This window comes from Lutibacter sp. A64 (genome assembly GCF_022429565.1).
Lineage (GTDB): Bacteria > Bacteroidota > Bacteroidia > Flavobacteriales > Flavobacteriaceae > Lutibacter.
This window is the reverse complement of the sequence record NZ_CP092487.1, coordinates 2,569,377-2,589,100: the sequence shown is the minus strand read 5'-3', so window position 1 is coordinate 2,589,100 and position 19,724 is coordinate 2,569,377. Positions and strand designations below refer to the sequence as shown.

18 protein-coding genes are annotated in these 19,724 nt (G+C 30.0%); 11 read left to right on the top strand and 7 right to left on the bottom strand.

What is annotated here, in order from left to right; translation table 11 throughout:
- Nucleotides 1-11 precede the first annotated feature (11 nt).
- The 3 genes from MKD41_RS10485 (at nucleotide 12) to MKD41_RS10475 (ending at nucleotide 2,131) form a co-directional block, all read left to right on the top strand.
- Nucleotides 12-464 carry a hypothetical protein gene (locus MKD41_RS10485; RefSeq protein ID WP_240242246.1) on the top strand — a complete coding sequence of 151 codons (453 nt, stop codon included), beginning with the start codon at nucleotides 12-14 and terminating at the stop codon, nucleotides 462-464.
- Nucleotides 461-1,231, top strand: coding sequence for a peroxiredoxin-like family protein (locus tag MKD41_RS10480; RefSeq protein ID WP_240242245.1), 771 nt, complete (start codon nucleotides 461-463; stop codon nucleotides 1,229-1,231). Before MKD41_RS10485 ends, MKD41_RS10480 begins: the two co-directional genes overlap by 4 nt.
- A 189-nt stretch (nucleotides 1,232-1,420) precedes the next feature.
- Nucleotides 1,421-2,131 (top strand): membrane or secreted protein, encoded by a 711-nt coding sequence (locus MKD41_RS10475; RefSeq protein WP_240242244.1) that lies wholly within the window; start codon nucleotides 1,421-1,423, stop codon nucleotides 2,129-2,131.
- Nucleotides 2,132-2,135: 4 nt separating this feature from the next.
- Here MKD41_RS10475 and MKD41_RS10470 read toward each other — a convergent pair whose 3' ends face one another.
- The 3 genes from MKD41_RS10470 to MKD41_RS10460 form a co-directional block, all read right to left on the bottom strand.
- Nucleotides 2,136-2,579, bottom strand: coding sequence for a hypothetical protein (locus MKD41_RS10470; RefSeq protein ID WP_240242243.1), 444 nt, complete (start codon nucleotides 2,577-2,579; stop codon nucleotides 2,136-2,138).
- A gap of 113 nt (nucleotides 2,580-2,692) precedes the next feature.
- Nucleotides 2,693-3,433 carry a tetratricopeptide repeat protein gene (locus MKD41_RS10465; protein ID WP_240242242.1) on the bottom strand — a complete coding sequence of 247 codons (741 nt, stop codon included), beginning with the start codon at nucleotides 3,431-3,433 and terminating at the stop codon, nucleotides 2,693-2,695.
- Nucleotide 3,434: 1 nt separating this feature from the next.
- Nucleotides 3,435-4,016 (bottom strand): RNA polymerase sigma factor, encoded by a 582-nt coding sequence (locus tag MKD41_RS10460; protein ID WP_240242241.1) that lies wholly within the window; start codon nucleotides 4,014-4,016, stop codon nucleotides 3,435-3,437.
- Nucleotides 4,017-4,133: 117 nt separating this feature from the next.
- Between MKD41_RS10460 and MKD41_RS10455 the strand changes: the two genes are divergently transcribed.
- The 6 genes from MKD41_RS10455 to MKD41_RS10430 all read left to right on the top strand — a co-directional run bounded on the left by MKD41_RS10455 (nucleotide 4,134) and on the right by MKD41_RS10430 (nucleotide 9,952).
- Nucleotides 4,134-5,189, top strand: coding sequence for a hypothetical protein (locus tag MKD41_RS10455; protein WP_240242240.1), 1,056 nt, complete (start codon nucleotides 4,134-4,136; stop codon nucleotides 5,187-5,189).
- A 251-nt stretch (nucleotides 5,190-5,440) separates the two neighbouring features.
- A complete protein-coding gene (locus tag MKD41_RS10450; protein ID WP_240242239.1) occupies nucleotides 5,441-6,484 on the top strand; it encodes a hypothetical protein in 1,044 nt (347 codons plus the stop codon).
- Between the two features lie 212 nt (nucleotides 6,485-6,696).
- The gene (locus tag MKD41_RS10445; protein ID WP_240242238.1) at nucleotides 6,697-7,419 is read left to right on the top strand and encodes an energy transducer TonB; all 723 of its coding nucleotides are present in this window, start codon (nucleotides 6,697-6,699) and stop codon (nucleotides 7,417-7,419) included.
- Nucleotides 7,420-7,795: 376 nt separating this feature from the next.
- Nucleotides 7,796-8,527, top strand: a complete 732-nt coding sequence (locus MKD41_RS10440) for an energy transducer TonB (protein ID WP_240242237.1) — start codon at nucleotides 7,796-7,798, stop codon at nucleotides 8,525-8,527.
- A 104-nt stretch (nucleotides 8,528-8,631) separates the two neighbouring features.
- Nucleotides 8,632-9,375, top strand: coding sequence for a deoxyribose-phosphate aldolase (gene deoC, locus MKD41_RS10435; RefSeq protein WP_240242236.1), 744 nt, complete (start codon nucleotides 8,632-8,634; stop codon nucleotides 9,373-9,375).
- 1 nt (nucleotide 9,376) lies between these two features.
- On the top strand, nucleotides 9,377-9,952 hold the full coding sequence (locus tag MKD41_RS10430) for an acyltransferase (protein WP_240242235.1): 576 nt from the start codon (nucleotides 9,377-9,379) through the stop codon (nucleotides 9,950-9,952).
- A 90-nt stretch (nucleotides 9,953-10,042) separates the two neighbouring features.
- Here the strand turns inward: MKD41_RS10430 and MKD41_RS10425 are convergent, their stop codons facing one another.
- Nucleotides 10,043-11,311, bottom strand: coding sequence for an acetyl-CoA hydrolase/transferase family protein (locus tag MKD41_RS10425; RefSeq protein ID WP_240242234.1), 1,269 nt, complete (start codon nucleotides 11,309-11,311; stop codon nucleotides 10,043-10,045).
- A gap of 165 nt (nucleotides 11,312-11,476) precedes the next feature.
- On the opposite strand from MKD41_RS10425, the gene map reads away from it, so the two are divergent.
- Both map and MKD41_RS10415 read left to right on the top strand, forming a co-directional pair.
- Nucleotides 11,477-12,295, top strand: coding sequence for a type I methionyl aminopeptidase (map, locus tag MKD41_RS10420; protein WP_240242233.1), 819 nt, complete (start codon nucleotides 11,477-11,479; stop codon nucleotides 12,293-12,295).
- Between the two features lie 33 nt (nucleotides 12,296-12,328).
- Complete coding sequence (locus MKD41_RS10415) at nucleotides 12,329-13,096, top strand: class I SAM-dependent methyltransferase (protein WP_240242232.1); 768 nt, start codon at nucleotides 12,329-12,331, stop codon at nucleotides 13,094-13,096.
- A 228-nt stretch (nucleotides 13,097-13,324) separates the two neighbouring features.
- Here MKD41_RS10415 and MKD41_RS10410 read toward each other — a convergent pair whose 3' ends face one another.
- From MKD41_RS10410 to MKD41_RS10400, 3 genes are all read right to left on the bottom strand, one after another.
- Nucleotides 13,325-14,929 carry a purple acid phosphatase family protein gene (locus tag MKD41_RS10410; RefSeq protein ID WP_240242231.1) on the bottom strand — a complete coding sequence of 535 codons (1,605 nt, stop codon included), beginning with the start codon at nucleotides 14,927-14,929 and terminating at the stop codon, nucleotides 13,325-13,327.
- 87 nt (nucleotides 14,930-15,016) lie between these two features.
- Nucleotides 15,017-16,498, bottom strand: a complete 1,482-nt coding sequence (locus MKD41_RS10405; RefSeq protein ID WP_240242230.1) for a SusD/RagB family nutrient-binding outer membrane lipoprotein — start codon at nucleotides 16,496-16,498, stop codon at nucleotides 15,017-15,019.
- Between the two features lie 13 nt (nucleotides 16,499-16,511).
- On the bottom strand, nucleotides 16,512-19,664 hold the full coding sequence (locus MKD41_RS10400; protein ID WP_240242229.1) for a SusC/RagA family TonB-linked outer membrane protein: 3,153 nt from the start codon (nucleotides 19,662-19,664) through the stop codon (nucleotides 16,512-16,514).
- Nucleotides 19,665-19,724 lie beyond the last annotated feature (60 nt).

The window sequence follows — 19,724 nt, the reverse complement described above, 5'->3', positions numbered from 1 at the left end:
GTTTAGAAATAATGAATAAAATTATAAAAATTGTATTATTTACTACCAACTTATTAATGGGGCTTGTATTGTCTCGTTTTGCAATATCAAAACTTACAGGATGGGAAATTTCTGTAAAAGCTTTTATAGAGATGGCAAAGCCTTTAGGTATAGATCCAACATTTTTTAGGGTATTTACTGGGATAATAATTCTATTTATATTTCTTGGTTATTTAGCTACTTCATTATTTACATTATTAGATAATAAAATGGGAGTCAAACAGCAAACACAGTATATTTTATTTACTAAACTAACTAATTTAGCTGGTTTACTTACAATGGTAGGTGCATTGTTGGCTGAATATTTTTTAAGGATCGAGCCAAAATTATTATTGGTTTATATTGCAATTGGGGTAATTGTATTTTCGTCTATCAACTTATATATAATTCAAAATAAATTAATAATTAAAAAAACTACTACATGAAATTTATTAAAATAGCAACATTAAGTGTCCTTATAATCAGTATTTACGCTTGTGATAATGTAAAAACTAATAAATCTAAAACTGAAGATACCACAACTATGGAAGTAAAAGAAGAAAATTCATCTTTACAAGCTGTATTAGATGAAAGAAAGAATAATTTCAACAAAAAAGCAGATGATACCACCAAAAAAATCTATAAAGAGGGTTTTGAAGCTGTAGAAAACAGTGGTGTATTAGAATCTGCTAAAAAAGTTGGAGATTTAGCTCCAAATTTTAGTTTAAAAAATGCAATTGGAGAAGACGTAGATCTTAAAAGTTATTTAGATAAAGGACCAGTTGTTTTAACTTGGTATAGAGGTGGATGGTGTCCGTATTGTAATATAACACTTCATTCTTTACAAGAAGAATTACCAAATTTTAAAGCGCAAGGAGCTAATTTAATTGCATTATCACCAGAATTGCCAGATGAGTCTATAAGTACTTCAGAAAAACACAATCTTGAGTTTGAGGTATTAAGTGATGTTGGTAATGTAGTAGGAAAACAATATGGAGTTGTATATAAATTAACTGATGATGTTGCTAATATTTACAATCAAAAATTTGATTTAAATGGACATAATGGTGATGCTTCAAACGAGTTGCCAATTGCAGCTACATATATTATTAATACAGATGGAAAAATAGTATATGCGTTTGTAGATTTTGATTATAGAAAAAGAGCAGAACCAAGTGTTATTACAAAGTTCTTGGAAGAAATGAATAAGTAATTATTTAATGAAATAAGCACTATTTTTAAAAAGTGATTAGGTTAATAAAAAAATAGCTTGGATAATTGTTCAAGCTATTTTTTTGTAATAAAGTTTAATTTTATTTTATATATTTAAGGTAATTGATTTATATATAAGTATTTAAAAAGCTTGTGCAAAGTGTGTTTTAAAATTTAAAAATCTATAATTATGAAAAAAATAACTGTTATTCTTATCTGTGTATTTGCATCATTTGGGGTTCAAGGGCAAAACATTATAGGTGCTTGGGAAAGGTATTTTACTTCTGAAAAAGGAGAAAAATTAAAAACTATTATTACCTTTTCAAATGCTTATAAAGTTACTACAACTTACAATACTTTAAATGGAGAATTTATTAATACTACTGGAGGTTCTTGGAAATTAGAAGGAAATTCTGTGATAGAAAAAATAGAATTTAATACAGATAATCCAGAACTTGTTGGTGAAAAATTAAACTCTAAGATTAGTATTTCTGATACAGTTTTAAAAATTGTAGATGAAGATATTCAGTTTACAAAAATTGATAATGGATTACCTGGAGCATTACAAGGTTCCTGGTTGATGTCTGGTAGAATTAGAAATGGCGAGACAGAATCAAGAGATACAAGTAGACCAAGAAAAACTATGAAAATTTTATCTGGAACGCGTTTTCAGTGGATAGCTTATAATACCGAAACCAAACAATTTATGGCAACTGGTGGTGGAACTTATACCACCATTAACGGAAAATATACAGAGAATATTGAGTTCTTTTCTAGAGACGTTACTAGAGTAGGAGCTAGTTTAGAATTTGATTATAGTTTAAAAGATGGTAACTGGCATCATTCTGGTTTATCTAGTAAAGGAACTCCAATTTATGAAATATGGAGTTTAAGAAAATAAGGTTTTAAAATACAATACCTACTTCTTTAGGTTTAGACCAATTTGAAGCTCTACCAATAGCAGGAATTAAAGTGCCAAAAACTTCTATATGTTTAGAAAAATAGGAATCTCCTTTTGAAATTTTTCCCAAATTTAATTCTAATGAAGTATTTAAAACAAGCTTAGATTTAGTTGCTTTAATAGGGAGTTTTATGGTACCCATTAAATGATCGTGGCGATCATCTGAAATGCCATAAACTTCTGTTTTATCCCAATTTTCAATAATAATTGGTATGTCTATTTTACCATTTATATCATATACAAAAAGAAATAGCATATATTCCATTTCTAATTGTAAGTCTATTTTATGAAAATCAATTGTTACTTCAATTGAAACTTCTGTTAAAGCATTTCCAACATTAATGGAATCAGGTAATTTACCTAACTTTATAGAGGTCAATTTTGCCATAGTGCTATGTTTTAAATGGATTTTTTCTTATAAAATCGTATAATAGGGTTTTAATATTTTTGTCAACCCTAATGTATTTTATGACAATAAAAGTAACTAAATAAAAAATGTGGTTATAGTTTATTTAGAAGTTTTTTAGCTATTTCATATTCTTCAGCACTTTCTGGTATTGTTTTAAGTGTATTTTTACAAGCTTCAAATTTTTTTTGTTTTAATAAACTTAAGGCTTTGTACCAAGTTGCTTTGGTTGAAAAAGCAGAATTCCCAGTACGTATCGTTTCAAAAATTGTATCGGCTTGAGAAAATTCATCTAGTTCTAATAAACAAATTGCTTTGTATAACTGTATTTCTATATCGTTAGGAAATTCTTTTTCAAGTACGGTTAATTGTGCAAATGCAGTTGTATAATTTTTAGTATTAAAAGCGGTTTCAGCAGTTTTAATAGTTTCGTTATTATCGCCTCTAACCGTAAATTCTAAATTAGCATGATTGGCAAAATCACTATACGCAGGATTTCCATTTTTAAAGGTGAAAAATCCGATAAGCAGTGCAATACTTGCAGCAACTAATAATTTTTTATAGTTAAATAAAGAAATTACTTTAGTTTTCTTTTTAGAAACTTCTTCTTCTTTTATAAACTGATTTCTTAGACCAGTTAAGGTATTTCTTAGTTCTTGTTCACCTTCTTCATTTTCAAACTTTGAAGATAAAGAGGTTTCTAATGCTTTGTATATTTCAAATTCTTGTTTTAAATCAGCATTAGATTGTAGCTTTGTTTCAAAAGCTATTTTTTCTGTTTGGGAGAGTTTGTTTTTTAGGTAGTTTTCAAACTCAATATATTTTAATTCGTCCATTTTAAAAGCCTTTTAGATGTTGAAATTCATTTGAATTTTTTACAAGTTGGGTTAATTTACCCATGCATTGCGATTTCTTTTTACGAGCATAACCATAGGTTACTCCTAAAAATTCAGCAACTTTTTCCATCGACTTTATTTTGAATGTAGCTTTTAGTAATTCTTGACATTTAGCCCCTAATTCTTTAAATTTTGATTCAAAAAGCTGGTTTTGTTGTTCAAATAATTCAGTTTCTTCAACTTGTTGTTCGTGCTCGTCTTTAATAGATGCTTCATCTTCTAAAATTGTTACCCTATTATTTCCTCTTTTTTTAAGTTCATTTAACCACCTTCTTTTGCACAATAAATAAAAGTAAGCATCAAAGGGACATGTAAGTATGAAGTTTTTTTCTTTTGCTTGGTGATAAATAGTAACCAATGTTTCTTGAATAATATCTTGAGCATCATTAGCATTTCCACTGTTTTTTCTCACGTAAGCTACTATTTTATGTGAAAATTTCTCATAAAGTTTAGAAAGCACTCTACTGTCGTTCTTCAACAAAGCTTCTATATATATATGATCTGCGTGTGGTTTTTGATTCATTTGGATTAGTTAGATATGCTAATTTATAATTTTTTTTCAGAAAAGGGGTAACAAAACTTTAAGAGTGATGATATGTTAGTGTAACACAAATTAAAAACTAATAAAAGCAAAAATATTATGAAGACACAAAAATTAAATATCACAAGCTTAAAAAATAGTAAAGTAGTGAGTAGTATTTTAAAAGGAGTATTAAGTTTATCTTTAATAGCAACATTTACAAGTTGTATTTCTGATCCGGATATTGAAGATGAAATACAACCACAACCAGATGGAATTGCATTAAGCGATAGATTTTTATACAATAGAGTTAATGATTTAGAAGAATTTACTTTAGATGCTGCAACAGGTGGAGTTATTAATGGGTCGCAAGGAACAAATGTAACTTTTCAACCAAATTCTTTTGGAATAAATGGAACACCTGTTACAGGTCAAGTAATTATTCAATTAATAGAAATTTATGACAAAGCAGGGATGGTTCTTAAAAATCGTACAACGTTAGGTGAAAAAGCAAACGGAGATAAAGAAGCTTTAAAATCTGCTGGTCAGTTTTTTATTAACGCAATACAAGGAGCTAATGAGTTAGAATTATTAGCAATGGCAAGTGTTGAAAGTCGTCCTGTAGATTTTGCAGATTTAGATGGTGGTATGAAAATTTTTAGAACCGGTCCAGATGATGATTGTGATGGAATAGATGCTACTTGTGATTGGGTAGAAGCAGATGAAGATAACGATGGTGAACAAGACGATGCTCAAATTAGAGATGCACAAGGTGCAGATGGTGTATTTGCAACATATAATTATGATATTGGAGATTTTGGATGGACGAACCTTGATAGATGGTACAATTTTGCCGGTGCAACTACTGAAATTTTTATAGACGTGCCAGCTGAATTTAATCAAGATAATTGTGCCCTTTATTTGTCTTATGATGGAGAGCCAACAGCTTTAGCAAGAATGGATGTGTATAATACAGAATTAGAAATGTTTACAGAACATTATGGTTTAATTCCAGTAGGACAAGAAGTACATATTATTATGGTTGCAGAAATAGATGGAGTATTAAATTATGCAATTCAAGGAACAACTGTAGTTGAAGATCATATTGAAGTAATTTCAGGATTAACACCAATTACACAACCAGCTTTAGAAAGTTTAATTAACGGATTACCTTAAAAATATTACAATTGCGAACAGTTAGAAATAGGTTAATAACTGGGAAAGGCTATCAAAAATGATAGCCTTTTTTTATGCTTTAAATAGGGAGCCTTTCTTTGTTTTTTTATTGAAATTGTAAGGTTTATAAATTTCATACAATTATTGGTTTAAAAAGAAATTGCTTTTTTAAAAAAAAAGGGGGTAACAATTTTTAACTGTGTTGATATATAAGTGTAAAACAAATTAGAAACAATAAAAACAAAAATATTATGAAGACACAAAAATTAAACATCACAAACTTAAAAAATAGTAAAGTAGTGAGCAGTATTTTAAAAGGAGTATTAAGTTTATCATTAATAGCAACTTTTACTAGTTGTATTTCAGATCCAGATATTGAAGATGTAACTATACAACCACAACCAGACGGAATTGCTTTAAACGAAAGATTTCAAGATAACAGAATCAATACTGTTGAAGAATTTACAATAGATGCTTCAGCAGGTGGAGTAATTACAGGTTCTGAAGGTACAAAAGTAAATTTTTCCCCAAATTCTTTTGGAATTAATGGAAGTCCAGTTACTGGAAATGTAACTGTACAGTTAATAGAAATTTACGATAAAGCCTCTATGGTACTTAAAAACCGTACAACATTGGGCGAAAAACCAAATGGAGACAAAGAAGCTTTAAAATCGGCTGGACAGTTTTTTGTTGGTGCAAAACAAGGGGCAAATGATTTAGAATTATTAGAAATGGCTGTTATTACTAGTAGAGATGTAGCGCCTGCAGATGTTGATTGGGATATGAAAGTATTTAAAGCTGGAGCAACTCTAGAAAGCACAGAAGATTGGGTAGAAGCAGATGAAGATAATGATGGAATACAAGACAATGTAGCGTTTAAAGAAGTAGAAGGAACTGCAGGTTATATGGTAACTTATAACTTTGAGTTAGGTGATTTTGGTTGGTCAAACTTAGATAGATGGTATAGTTTTACGGGACCTAAAACGCAACTTTTTATAGAAGTTCCAGAAGGGTATAACGGAGATAATTGTGCTGTATATCTTTATTATGATGGTGAAGATACTGCAATAGCAAGAATGGATATTTGGGATGAAAATGAAGAAGTATTTAAAGAGCATTATGGAGCAATTCCAATTGGTTTAGAGGTGCATATTATTATGGTTACAGAAATTGAAGGACAAGTTTATTATAAAATTCAAGCTAATACAATTGTTGATAATCATATAGAAGTAATAACAGACTTAAGTCCAATTAGCCAACCAGATTTAGAAAATTTAATAAACAATTTACCATAAATTATTGCAATTAAAGGAAAGTAAAAAATAGGTTAATTACTTTATAAGAAGCTGTCCAAATAGGACAGCTTCTTTTTTGGTATGTTTTTTGCTTTAACATAATTTTAACATTTATCCTAGAGTTTTTGCACAAAGGTGAATCTTCTCAATTCCACTCAATAAGATTCATTTAAAGTACAAGTAACTAAAAGGATATATAAAACCTATAAATTATGATTAAAAAACACCCAAAAGCAAATTTAGAGAATTACAGTAAATTATTTGCACAATTAGGCTTAGTATTATCGCTTTTTATTGCGTATTTATTAATTCAAAACAAAACAACGGACAGTCAAATTACAATATTATCAGGGCAAGATAGGCAATTGATAGATGCAAGTGAACAGTTGGTTGATATTAAGTTTGAAAAGCCAAAAGTTAAAGAACAGCCTCCAAAAAAGGTTATTATTGATGTTATAGATCAAGTAAAAGACGATGTTGATGTTGTTGAAACTTTAATTGAAGTACCAGATGTTGATGCTCCAGTTGATATTTCTAAAATGGTAGATGTAAAGCTAGATGAAGAATTCGATCCAAAAGATGAGGTAGATTATGTAATGTTAGAAGAAGCTCCATTATTTCCTGGGTGCAAGGGGACAAAAGAAGAACTTAAAGCATGTTTTTCGAAACAAATAAACAATTACATTAACAGAAAGTTTAATGCTGGTTTGGCTGAAGAATTAGGATTAACTCCTGGAGTTCAAAGAATTTTTACACTATTTAAAATCGATACAAACGGAAATGTTGTTGATATTCAGGCAAGAGCACCTCATAAAAGATTGCAAGAAGAAGCGATTAGAGTAATAAAGTTATTGCCAAAAATGGAGCCTGGAAAACAGCAAGGAACACCTGTAAAAGTTAGGTATTCAATGCCAATTGTTTTTAAAGTCCAGTAGAAGTTAACATGCACGTTATTGCGAACGGAATTTAATGGAGTAAAGTAGTTTGTAGCTTTAATAATTAAAATTGAATTTAAAGGAGCTAAACAATGAGATTACTGTATGGTTTTCCTCTTCGTAATAACGTTTGTAAGTATTATTTATAGATTTAAAAAAAACTAAAAACTTGCTATTTTTAGAACGAAATTTAAGTTTTTAATTTAGGTGTAAATACTTGTTTTTAAGTAGGTTTTTTCGTAAATTTAATATGAAATTAATCTTGTAAGAGACTTCAAGTTTACAAAATATTATAATTGCAGTTTCTTGCATTATAAATTGTTAGCTGTTTTAAACAGTTTAAGTTTAGTTTTTTATAAATTTAAAAAAGGTAATTATGGAAATTAAAAAATATCCAAATGCCGCCCTCGAAAATTATTCTCGAATTTTAATGTTATTAGGTTTTGTTTTAGCACTTTTTATAGTGTATGAATTTATTCAAATGAGATCGTATCCACGTCCAATAAAAGAGATATCGGCATTAATTGTAAGTAAAGACGATGATGAAGTATTGGTTGAAATTAAGCCAATGGAAGTACAAACAGCACCTGCTCCAAAAACTGCTATTCCAGAAAAAATAATAAAAGTTGAAGATGAAATAGATATTGAAGAAACTGTAATTGAAAGTACAGAAACCGACGAGACAGAAGCTGTTATTGTAGATGTTAGTAAAGATATTGTAGATGTTGAAGAAGAAGAAGTAATGGTTGAAGATGTTGCTTTTGTGGTAATAGAAGATGTTCCAATTTATCCTGGTTGTACAGGTAATAAACAAGAGCTTAGAGATTGTTTTTCTGAAAAAATTTCACAATTTGTAATGAAGAATTTTGACCCTGCAATTGCAACAGATTTAGGATTACAACCTGGGAGTATTCAACGGATATTTGTAATGTTTAAAATTGACAGAAATGGTAAAGTTACAAATATTCAAGCCAGAGCTCCTCATAAAAAACTACAAGAAGAAGCTGTAAAAATTATTGGTTCATTGCCAGTAATGACACCAGGAAAACAAAGGGGTAGACCTGTAACTGTAAGTTATGGATTGCCAATAGTTTTTAAAATTGAATAGTTATTGCAACTTTTAAATTTAAATCCTGCAATAGCAGGGTTTTTTTATGGTCTTCGCTTTATAAAAAACTATATTTGTTATCAGAATAAATAAATTATAATAGAATGAATATCAATCAATATTTAGATTCCACATATTTAAAAAAAGCCGAACAAGCTAATATTACAGAAGAAGCAACCAAACAAAATGTAATTGATTTGGTGAATGAAGCTATTGAAAACAACTTTAAATTAGCTATGATTCGTCCAGAATTTGTTGCAATGGCAAAAAATATGGTAAAAGAAGCTAATTCAGAAGTATTAATTGGTACTGTAATTGGGTTTCATGAAGGAACATATAGTACAAACGATAAATTGGCAGAAGCGCAAAAAGCGATAGAAGCTAATGTTGATGAGTTAGATTATGTAGTTAATTATACGGCGTTTAAAGAAGAGAAAATAAATTTGGTAAAAGCTGAAGTTTTTAAAGGAACTAAATTAGCACTTGATAATAATAAAGTTGCTAAATGGATTATTGAAATTGCAGCCCTAACAAATGAAGAAATAATAGCGTTAACACAATTAATACGCGATATGGTTTTAGAAAATTTTGGAGAAGAGAATGCTAAAAATGTATTTGTAAAATCGTCTACAGGATTTTTTAAAACAGAAGAAGGTAAGCCTAACGGAGCAACCTTTGAAGCAATGGAACTAATTGTTGAAAATGCAAAACCATTGCCAGCAAAAGCAGCAGGTGGTGTGCGTAATTATGAAGATGCTGTAAAAATGGTAACAATGGGTGTAACACGTATTGGAACGTCTTCAGCAAAAGCAATTGCCGAAGGAAAAACAGCTAAAGAAGGATATTAATATGGATAATTATTTTGTACATGAAACCGCAATAATTGATGCTGATTGTGAAATAGGAGCTGGAACCAAAATTTGGCATTTTAGTCATATAATGTCTAATTGTAAAATTGGGAAAAATTGTAATTTAGGTCAGAATGTTGTGGTTTCGCCAAATGTAATTTTGGGTAAAAATGTAAAAGTTCAAAATAATGTTTCTATTTATTCAGGTGTAATATGTGAAGATGATGTTTTTTTGGGGCCTTCAATGGTTTTTACCAATGTAATTAATCCGAGAAGTGCAATAATTAGACGAGGAGAATATCAACAAACAATAGTTAAAAAAGGAGCTAGTATTGGTGCAAATGCAACAATTGTTTGTGGTAATAATATTGGAGAATTCGCTTTTATTGGAGCTGGAGCAGTTGTTACTAAAGAAGTGCTTCCTTATGCTTTGGTAGTTGGAAACCCTTCAAGTCAAATTGGTTGGATTAGTGAATATGGACATAGACTCGAGTTTAATAAACAAGGTTTTGCAACCTGTATAGAAAGTGGTGAAAAATATCAATTAGAGAATAATAGCGTAAAAAAAATAGTATAATTTTTTATATATCTAAATTCGTTTTTTTATTACCTATAGTATTGGTTTAAATAAGTTAACGAATTTAGATAACTAAAATTTGGTTTAATTTTATTTTGTAGCTTCAAAATAGGTGCGTTCCATGTCTTCTCTAAAATCTGGATGTGCAATTTTCACTAATTCTGCAACACGTTGTTTTATGGTTTTACCATATAAATTAGCAACTCCGTATTCGGTTACTACGTATTGTGCGTGTGCTCTAGTGGTTACTACCCCTGCACCTTTGTTTAAAAAAGGAACAATTCTACTAACACCTTTATTGGTTGTTGAAGGTAGTGCAATAATTGCTTTTCCACCTTCACTTAAAGAAGCACCTCTAATAAAATCCATTTGTCCTCCCACACCAGAGTAGATGTCTGCACCAATAGAGTCAGCACAAATTTGCCCTGTTAAATCTACTTCAATGGCTGAATTTATGGCAACCATTTTAGGGTTTTGTCTAATGTTTGAAATATTATTTGTATAATCACAAGATCTCATTTCAATAAAAGGATTGTCGTCAACATAATCGTATAAACGTTTAGAGCCACCTAAAAATGTTGTTAGTGCTCTACCTGCATTAATTCCTTTATAATTACCGTTTATAACATCTTTTAAAATTAAGTCAATTACACCATCAGAAAACATTTCGGTATGTAATCCTAAATCTTTGTGGTTTCCTAAACGGTGTAATACAGCATTTGGAATAGAACCAATACCCATTTGTAAAGTACTTCTATCTTCAATTAGTTCTGCAATATAATCACCTATTTTATTTTCAATTTTAGTTGGTGTTGGCATATGAAATTCGTGAATAGGAGTGCTATGTTCAACAAATGTGTTTATTTCAGAAATATGAATTAAGCCTTCTCCATGAACTCTTGGCATTTGATCGTTTATATGTGCAATAACATGTTTGGCGTTGGCAATTACAGATAAAATAGCCTCAACAGAGACGCCTAAAGAACAATAACCGTGTTTGTCTGGTGTTGAAACTTGAATTAACGCAACATCAACTGGTAATACATTTCTTTTAAATAAATTAGGTACTTCACTTAAAAATACGGGAGTATAAGATCCATTTCCGGCTTTTAAAGTATGACGTACATTTTTGCCAATAAATAACGAATTTACATGAAAGCTATCTTTATAAATTGGGTTGGCATACGGAGCATCTCCTTCAATATGTAAATGGCAAACTTCAACATTTCTTAATTCTTCGTGTCTAGCCGACATTGCATTAATTAATAATTGAGATGCTGATGCAGCTGCTTGAATATATACTCGATTGTTAGGTTTTATAATTTTTACTGCTTCTTCAGCTGAAACTGCTTTATACATAATATATATTTAAAAGTGATGTTGTAAATTTACTAAGGATATAATAAAAAAAGACTGTTAAATATCACTTTTTTTGATGAATCTTTAATTTATTTATATTTCGAGCTCTGTTGATATATTTTCTTTTTTTGATTTACCTTTGCAGAAATTAATTTACAATTAAAAATGATATTAATTAAAACACGAGAAGAAATTGAATTAATGCGAGAAAGTGCATTAATAGTGTCTAAAACTTTAGGTTTATTAGCAAAAGAAGTAAAACCAGGAGTAACAACGTTGTTTTTAGATAAAATAGCTGAAGAATTTATAAGAGATCAAGGTGCCATACCTGGGTTTTTAGGATTATACGATTTTCCAAATACACTTTGTATGAGTCCGAATGCACAAGTTGTTCATGGAATACCAAACGATAAACCATTAGTTGATGGTGATATTATTTCAATAGATTGTGGTGCGTTAAAAAATGGTTTTTACGGAGACCATGCTTATACTTTTGAAGTAGGCGAAGTTGCCCCAGAAACTAAAAAACTATTAGAAGTTACTAAAGAAAGCTTATATAAAGGTATTGCAGCGTTTAAAGCTGGAAATAGAGTAGGAGATGTAGGTTATGCAATTCAAAATTATTGCGAAGAAAGAGGTTATGGTGTTGTTAGAGAATTAGTAGGTCATGGCGTAGGGAAAAAAATGCACGAAGATCCAGAAATGCCTAATTATGGTAAAAGAGGAAGAGGTAAAAAGTTTGTTGAAGGTATGGTAGTTGCTATTGAACCGATGATTAATTTAGGAACTCATAGAATTAACCAATTAAGTGATGGTTGGACAATTTTAACTAGAGATAACAAACCAAGTGCACATTTTGAACATGATGTGGCTATTGTAAATGGTAAGCCAGAATTACTTTCTACCTTTAAATATATTTATAAAGAATTAGGTATAGAAAGCAATGAAGAAGATGCATTTAGAGAAGTGCCGTTAGTTGTTTAATTTTAAAATAAAGAATAAATATAAACCAACTACATGTTAACGAAGCTTTTTAAGTTTTTTTTGAATGCTGTTCCACGTCCAATACTAATAAAAGTTAGTTATTGGGTGGCTCCGTTGGTTGCAATTTATTTAAAAGGTAGTAATTATACAGATCCTATTGATGGTAAAAGTTTTAGAAAAATGTTACCATATGGTTATGGAGAACAGCGTTTAAATGCACTTTCTCCAAGCACACTTTCTTTAGAGCGACATAGATTATTATGGCTGTATTTAAAAAGTGAAACAGATTTTTTTACAAAACCTAAAAAGGTTCTACATATTGCACCTGAACAATGCTTTTTAAAACGTTTTAAAAAACAAACCAATTTAGAGTATATTACTGCCGATTTATATTCTCCTATTGCAGATGTAAAAGCAGATATTTGCGATTTACCTTTTGAAGCAAATTCTTTTGATGTTGTTTTTTGCAACCATGTATTAGAACATATTCCAGACGATGCAAAAGCAATGAGCGAATTGTACCGTGTTTTAAAACCTGGAGGATTAGGTATTTTTCAAATCCCACAAGATTTAAATTTAGCCGAAACATACGAAGATTTTTCTATAACTTCACCCGAAGAACGTGCAAAACATTTTGGTCAATATGATCACGTGCGTGTTTATGGAAGAGATTATTTTGAGCGTTTAAGAACTACTGGTTTTAGTGTAGAAGAGGTTGACTATTCTAAAACAATTTCACCAGAATTAATTACAAAATATTGTTTGGTAAAAGGAGAAATTTTACCAGTTTGTAGTAAATAAAAAAGAGACTGTCTAAAAAGTTGAATTTTCGTCAACCTGCATTTATTTACTCATCTATTTCACATTTTATAATATGGAATTCGTGAGTCTTCGAATTCAGGTTCTTATGTTTATTGATTATCTGTAAGATAAGGTTCTGAATCAAGTTCAGAATGACGGGTTTCTAGATTTTTAGACGGTCTCTTTTTTCTAAAGTATTAATAGTATTGTAAGTTCTTATAAAGCGTTTTAATTTTCTTTAGATTGCATTGTTTTAAATGTAGCAGTTTTAGACCAATTACTCCAATTTAAGTGTTGGTCTCTATAGCGTACTCTCCAATAATAAGTAGTATTATTAGTTAAGCGTTTTTCAATTTCTTCATCGGTTAAATCATCTTTTTCTTGTCTATTTTCTTTATAGTACCAATTTTCAAATTGTTTCCAACTATCGTATACTATTGATTTAAACTCTAAATCTGTTGACACTTGCCAGTTAGATGCTGCGTGAAATGCTTTATTAAGAGAGCTTTTAAAGTTATTTGCTTTTAAAACTACTCCAGTTATTGGCATTGTTAAGTTATTAGGGGTAATAGCCTCTGGAGTCTGTGGTTTCTTTTCATTTTTAAAAATAGTAATACTGTCTGTAATTATATTATTTTTAAATTCTTTAGTATTTCCTCTACTAACTCTTTTCAAAGTAAATTTAGGATTGTTTTTATTAGCATCAACTTCAACCATTACAAATCCATATTCATCTTGCGTAACTGTAAATTCATCATAATCTCTACCTTCAAATTCTCCCCAATTATCTATAGCACCTCCGGCACTTGCAACATTAACCCATAAATGTTTATGATCTTTAGATTGTCCTCTAGAATATCCGTGAGTATGTCCAAAAAAGTGAATACTTGGCTTGCCTGTTTCAGTACTAAATTTCTCTAATAAATCAACTACTTTTCCAGTAAAATCTTCTTCCCCAGGAATCCATAGTTCAGATTTATGAGGATGGTGTAATTGAGCAAAAACAAAATCAATATCATTATTTTTTGCAGTTTTGTTTAGCAAATCTTTTAACCAATTATATTGTTCTCTAGAATTTCTGTATCCATCGTTAGAATCTAATCCAATAATTCGTGTATTTCCATAATCTTTATACCACCAATGTTCGGCATATTCTGGACTACCATTTTTAGGAAGGCTAAAATATTTAAAATAATAAAGTGAGTTTCTTTCATGGTTTCCTAATACAGGATATACAGGAACATTGCTAAATAGTTTTTCTGAAGGCTTAAAAAAGTGATCTTTCCATTGATAGTATTTTGATCCATTTTCAACTAAATCTCCAGGAATCATGACTAATGCTAAGTTATCTGGCAAACTATCTTTAAACTCAGTTTTTAAAAATTTTAAAACACCATCATTAATAATCTCGTTAAATTTATCTGGTTGATTATGGTCGTATTGCATATCACTCATTGCAACAATTTTAAAAGATTTGTTATCGGTTGCAAAAGGTGGAGTTTTAAATTGAAAAATATCTGAAGTTGTATTTCCTGTTTTTACTCTGTAATAATAGTTGGTAAAGCGTTCTAAGTTTTTTAAAGTAACTTCATGAATTCTTGCTTCAGTAAAATTTACATCATAAGCAATTCCTTCGGTTTTTTCGCCTAATTTAGGTGTAAGCCCCCATTCAACAATACTCTCTTCATTTTTATTTGTTTGCCACATTATTATTATAGAAGATGGAGTTGCATCTTGTAAATAAGGCTCAATTTCAATTTTTATTTCATCTATTTGTGCAGTTAAATTAAAGCAAATTAAGATGAAAAAGTAAAACAATTTATTAGTTTTCATAATTTTATGTTAGTTGTAAAACCTTGAAAATTAAGTTTTCAAGGTTTTGTATTACTTTTAAAAGTGGTGTATGTAAACTACAATGGTTTATTTTAACCACCAAGTTATTTTTCGTATTTGATCGTTGCCTTCTCCAAATTGAGTCTTAATTGCTTCAGAAACATTTTGTGTGTTTTCTTGGTATTCTGAAGTTGGGTAAACCCATCTGGTTGGTGGTGTATCACTGTCATTATGTACAAAATTTGGATATCCAGTTCTCAAATTGTCAAAATACATTCTCCATCCAGATTGGTGAAATGAAATTATGTATTTTTGAGTTAAAATTAAATTTAAATTATCTTCTAAAGAAGAATTATTATTATACATCACAAGATTTTCTGATAAATATGTGTTAACTGCAGATGTGTTAAAATAATTTTCAAAAGATTTTGCGTAGGTATTATAGAATTCAAAAGAAGCTTTTATTCCATTTTCATAATGAGTTTTGCTATCAGTGCTTATCCATCCTCTTACTGCGGCTTCTGCTAAAATAAATTCTAATTCGGCATAGCTTAATAAATTATGAGGCTCTGCTGTTGGGTCTGTAGAGTATCTTAAATTTACTTTAGATACATCTCCTGCTGCTGCTTTTAGATTAACTTCGGCATAAGGGGCTAAAGGGTCTCCACCTTCGTATGCTGTAAAATCATTTATTTCTTTACCGGCTTCTTTAGCATTTTTTGTTTGACCGCAATATGCAAAAAGTCTTGGGTCTTTACGATCTTGTAACATTTTAATAAAAGTAGATGACATATACATTCCTGATCCATATCCACTTGAATTAAAAGAAGAATACCTACTACCTTCTTGATCTAAGAATACTAACTGACCATTATCGTCATTAGATTTCATTATTGGGTTGTTTGTATAAATATTAGCAAATGAATTTATAATATCTAAATCTGAATCATTTACTTTTTTTGATAATGTAATTAAAACTTTTAAGCGAAAACTGTTGATTAATTTTTGCCATTGTGTTGTATTACCATTATAAATTATATCACCAGCAATAATATTTGTATTACCTTCTAAAATAGTGTTAGCTTCTGACAATTCATTTAAAATACCTATAAAAACATCTTTTTGAGTGTCATATTTAGGTGTATAATTAGCGTTTAGTTCGCCTTGTAGAGCTTCACTGTATGGTATATCTCCAAATGTAAGAGTTAAATTGAAAAAGTAAAATGCTCTAAAAAATTTACCTAGTGCTATATATTCATCAGCATTTATTCTTTCTCCTTCTTGAATCATTTTGGTAACTTCGCTAAGCATGTTGTAGTCTCCAAAACTAGCTCTATCCCAATTGTAATATTGGCTTGTATTTTCTCCATCGGTTTGCACTAGCATACGAGCAGCATACATTGGACTTGTTCCTTGTAACTGAAAAGCACTGCTGGCTATATTTGTTAGTAACAATTGTGGATGCGTTTCGCTAACATTGTTTGGGTTTTCATTTATTTCTGATAAATCTTGGCAAGCTGTAACGCTAATCAAAATTAGTAATCCTATTAAAATTCCTATTTTTTTCATTTTATTTTTATTTCTAAAATTTAACATTAACACCAAGCCCTATATATCTTGTTGATGGATCTTGCAAATTGTCATCGTTACCAAAATCTGGGTCAATAATATCTGCCTTTTTCCACATTAATAAATTATAACCACTAAGTGTTACATCTAAATTTTTGATTCCTTCTATATTTGCCATTTCTGTGAAGTCGTATTTAAAAGAAAGTGTACGTAATTTAAAGAAGCTACGGTTAAAAATGTTTGCAAACTTTTTATTTTCTTTATAAGTAACTGCAGCTCTATATGGATAGTTTTGAGACCAAGTTTGCCAGTTAACAGCTGTAGTATTTTCTTGATATTGTCTGGTGTCAGAAATTACAGTTCCATCTATATCAGTAATTAATTCACCACTTGTTATATTTACACCTTTAGGAACATAAACAGGCACGCCTGCAGCATATTCTTCATCTCTATACTCTGTTGAGTTTGGATGCTTTCCACCCCACCACATTTTTTCAACAGTTAAAGAGCGTATTAACCCGCCCCAAACACCGTCTATACCAACATTTACGGTTAAATTTTTAAATTTAAAATTATTTTGAAGACCTAATGTCCAACTTGGATCGGTATGTCCTAGGTTTTGTTGAAAGTTATCTTTAATAGGTAATCCGTTACTTCCTAGGATTAAATCACCGTCAGCAGATTTTTGCCAAACAGTTGCATAATAACTATCTGCTCTTTCGTTAAGTTTTAAATTTCCATAACTGTCTTCACCACCATAGATTTCTGTAATTTTTTTTACTTTTCTACTCCAGTTTGTTGCAATATCCCATCTAAAATTATTAGTGCGTATTGGTGTTGTATTTAAAACAACTTCTACACCATTAGTAGTGTATTCGTTTCCGTTTACTTTACGGCTTTCAAAACCAGAAGTATTAGATATTGGTAAGTTTATTATTTGATTAGAATCTACTACATTATAGTAAGTAAGATCTAAACTAAATTTCTTTTTTAAGAAAGCCATAGATGTCCCTAATTCAAAAGAAGTAGAGCTCTCTGGATTAATATCTGGATTTACTAAACCATTAGGATATTGAAGCTTTACATTTCCGCCAAAAACACTGTTATTTGTGTAAAAAGCTTCAGTTTGGTATGGACTTAAATCACTTGAAACTTTTGCCCAAGAACCAAAAAATTTAAAATAGTCTATTGCTTCTGGTAATTCTAAATAATTTGAAACAATTGTACTTAAGGTTGCTGATGGATAAAAATACGATCTATTTTCTTTTGGTAATGTTGAAGACCAGTCGTTTCTTGCTGCAAAAGTTAAAAAGACAGCATTGTATAAATCTACTCCTAATGTAGCATAAACACTATTTGTAGCTTTTTCTTGGTAATATGTACTTGCATTTAAATTTCCTTGCGTATTATTTAAACTATAAACAAAAGGAACAATTAAACCATCTGTAGAATTATATTCACTTTGGTATTTTCTGTAATATGTAGATGCTCCTGCATTTATATCAAAAGAAATATCTTCATTTATGTCTTTATTATAAGAAGCTAAAACATCATAATCTACAGTTAGTCTATCACTATTCCATGTTTTATAGTCTCCTTCTCTGGCATCTCCATAATTTAAGTATGTTTTTGGACTTTGGCGATCTTCAAAAATATTTTTTAAAACCGCAGAACCTCTAGCTTGAATATTAAAATCTTCAGTTATTTTGTAGTCTAATTTTAATTGTGCGTTAACTAGATTTGCATCATATTTTTGATTAAGCTCGTTTGCTGCAAAATATACATTATTATACCAGGCATAATTCCAGTTTGCTTGTCTATATCCTTCTTGCCCTGGTACGTACATATGTTCTTTTAATTCTTGTCCGTTTACATCGTCTCCCATCCAAATAAGAATGGTATACATATGATTTTTTGGACCATAGCCATGACGTGGATAGTTAGGCGAATAAACTTTGTTATAGGATAACTTACTATCTAATGTTAATTTATCAGTTAAATGTGTAGTGCTTTTAAAGCTTAATCCACCTGATTTTAATTCTGAATTAGGTACTCTATCTTTTTGGTTAGAATAGTTACCAGACAATCTAAAAGAACTTTTTTCAGATTTACTTGCTATAGAAAAATCTGTTGATGAAATAAATCCAGTTCCTAAAAAATCACCTAAATTATCATGGTATTCCCAAGGTGTTGGTACTCTGGAGTAACGAGATTTATCGTCATATTGTGTACCCGAAACATCGCCCCACCAAGGAGTGGTTTCACCAGTAACATTATCATAAATAGGGCTATTCCATTGAGATACTAATACTCCATCTTCAAATTTTGGACCCCAAATCATATCTCCATCAGAAATACCTCCATCTTTACCGTCCCAAAACTCATATTTTCCGTTAGACCCATTTCCATATTCTGTTTGTGTTTCTGGGTATACAGTAAAACCTGCCGAAACCATTGTGTTATGCGTTATAGAAACTTCTAAACCTTCAGAAGTTGCATTTTTGGTAGTTATTAAAATGGCTCCATTTCTACCCCTTGATCCATATAATGCAGAGGCTGTTGTTCCTTTTAAAACATTAATATTTTCGATGTCATTTGCAGAAACATCAAAAAAGTCTGTTTCTACTGCAATACCATCAATAACAATTAATGGTGTTTTTCCTCGTAATGAAAAAGAAGGACTTTGAAAAAGCCCCGTTGGATTATTAACAGTAAGTCCGGCTACTTGACCAGTAAATAAATTACCAACGTTAGGTGTTGTTACTTCTTCAATTATTTCTGTTTTAATTTGTTGTGTTGCATACCCTATTTTTTTTTCTTCTCTTGAAATTCCTAAGGCTGTAACTACAATTTCATTCAAACTTTGAGCATCTGCAACCATAACAATTGTTAGGTTATTTTTTCCGGTAAAATTTACTTCTTGTGTTTTATAACCCATATAAGAAACTATAAGTGTTTCTTTGGTTTTAGTTGTTTCAACAAAGAAATCACCATCAAAGTTTGTTATAACTCCTTTGTTAGAATCCTTTAAAATGATAGATGCTCCTGGTAAAGGTAAATTAGTCTCATCAACGACTTTTCCTTTAATTAGAGTTTGAGAAAATCCTGTTATCCATATCATTGAAAATATCAATAAAAGAATATTTCTTGTAGAATGTTTTTTCATATTTTCTAAATTGTTTAATTAGTTTAGAGCGAAAATATGAATGAAGGTTTATCGTAAAGA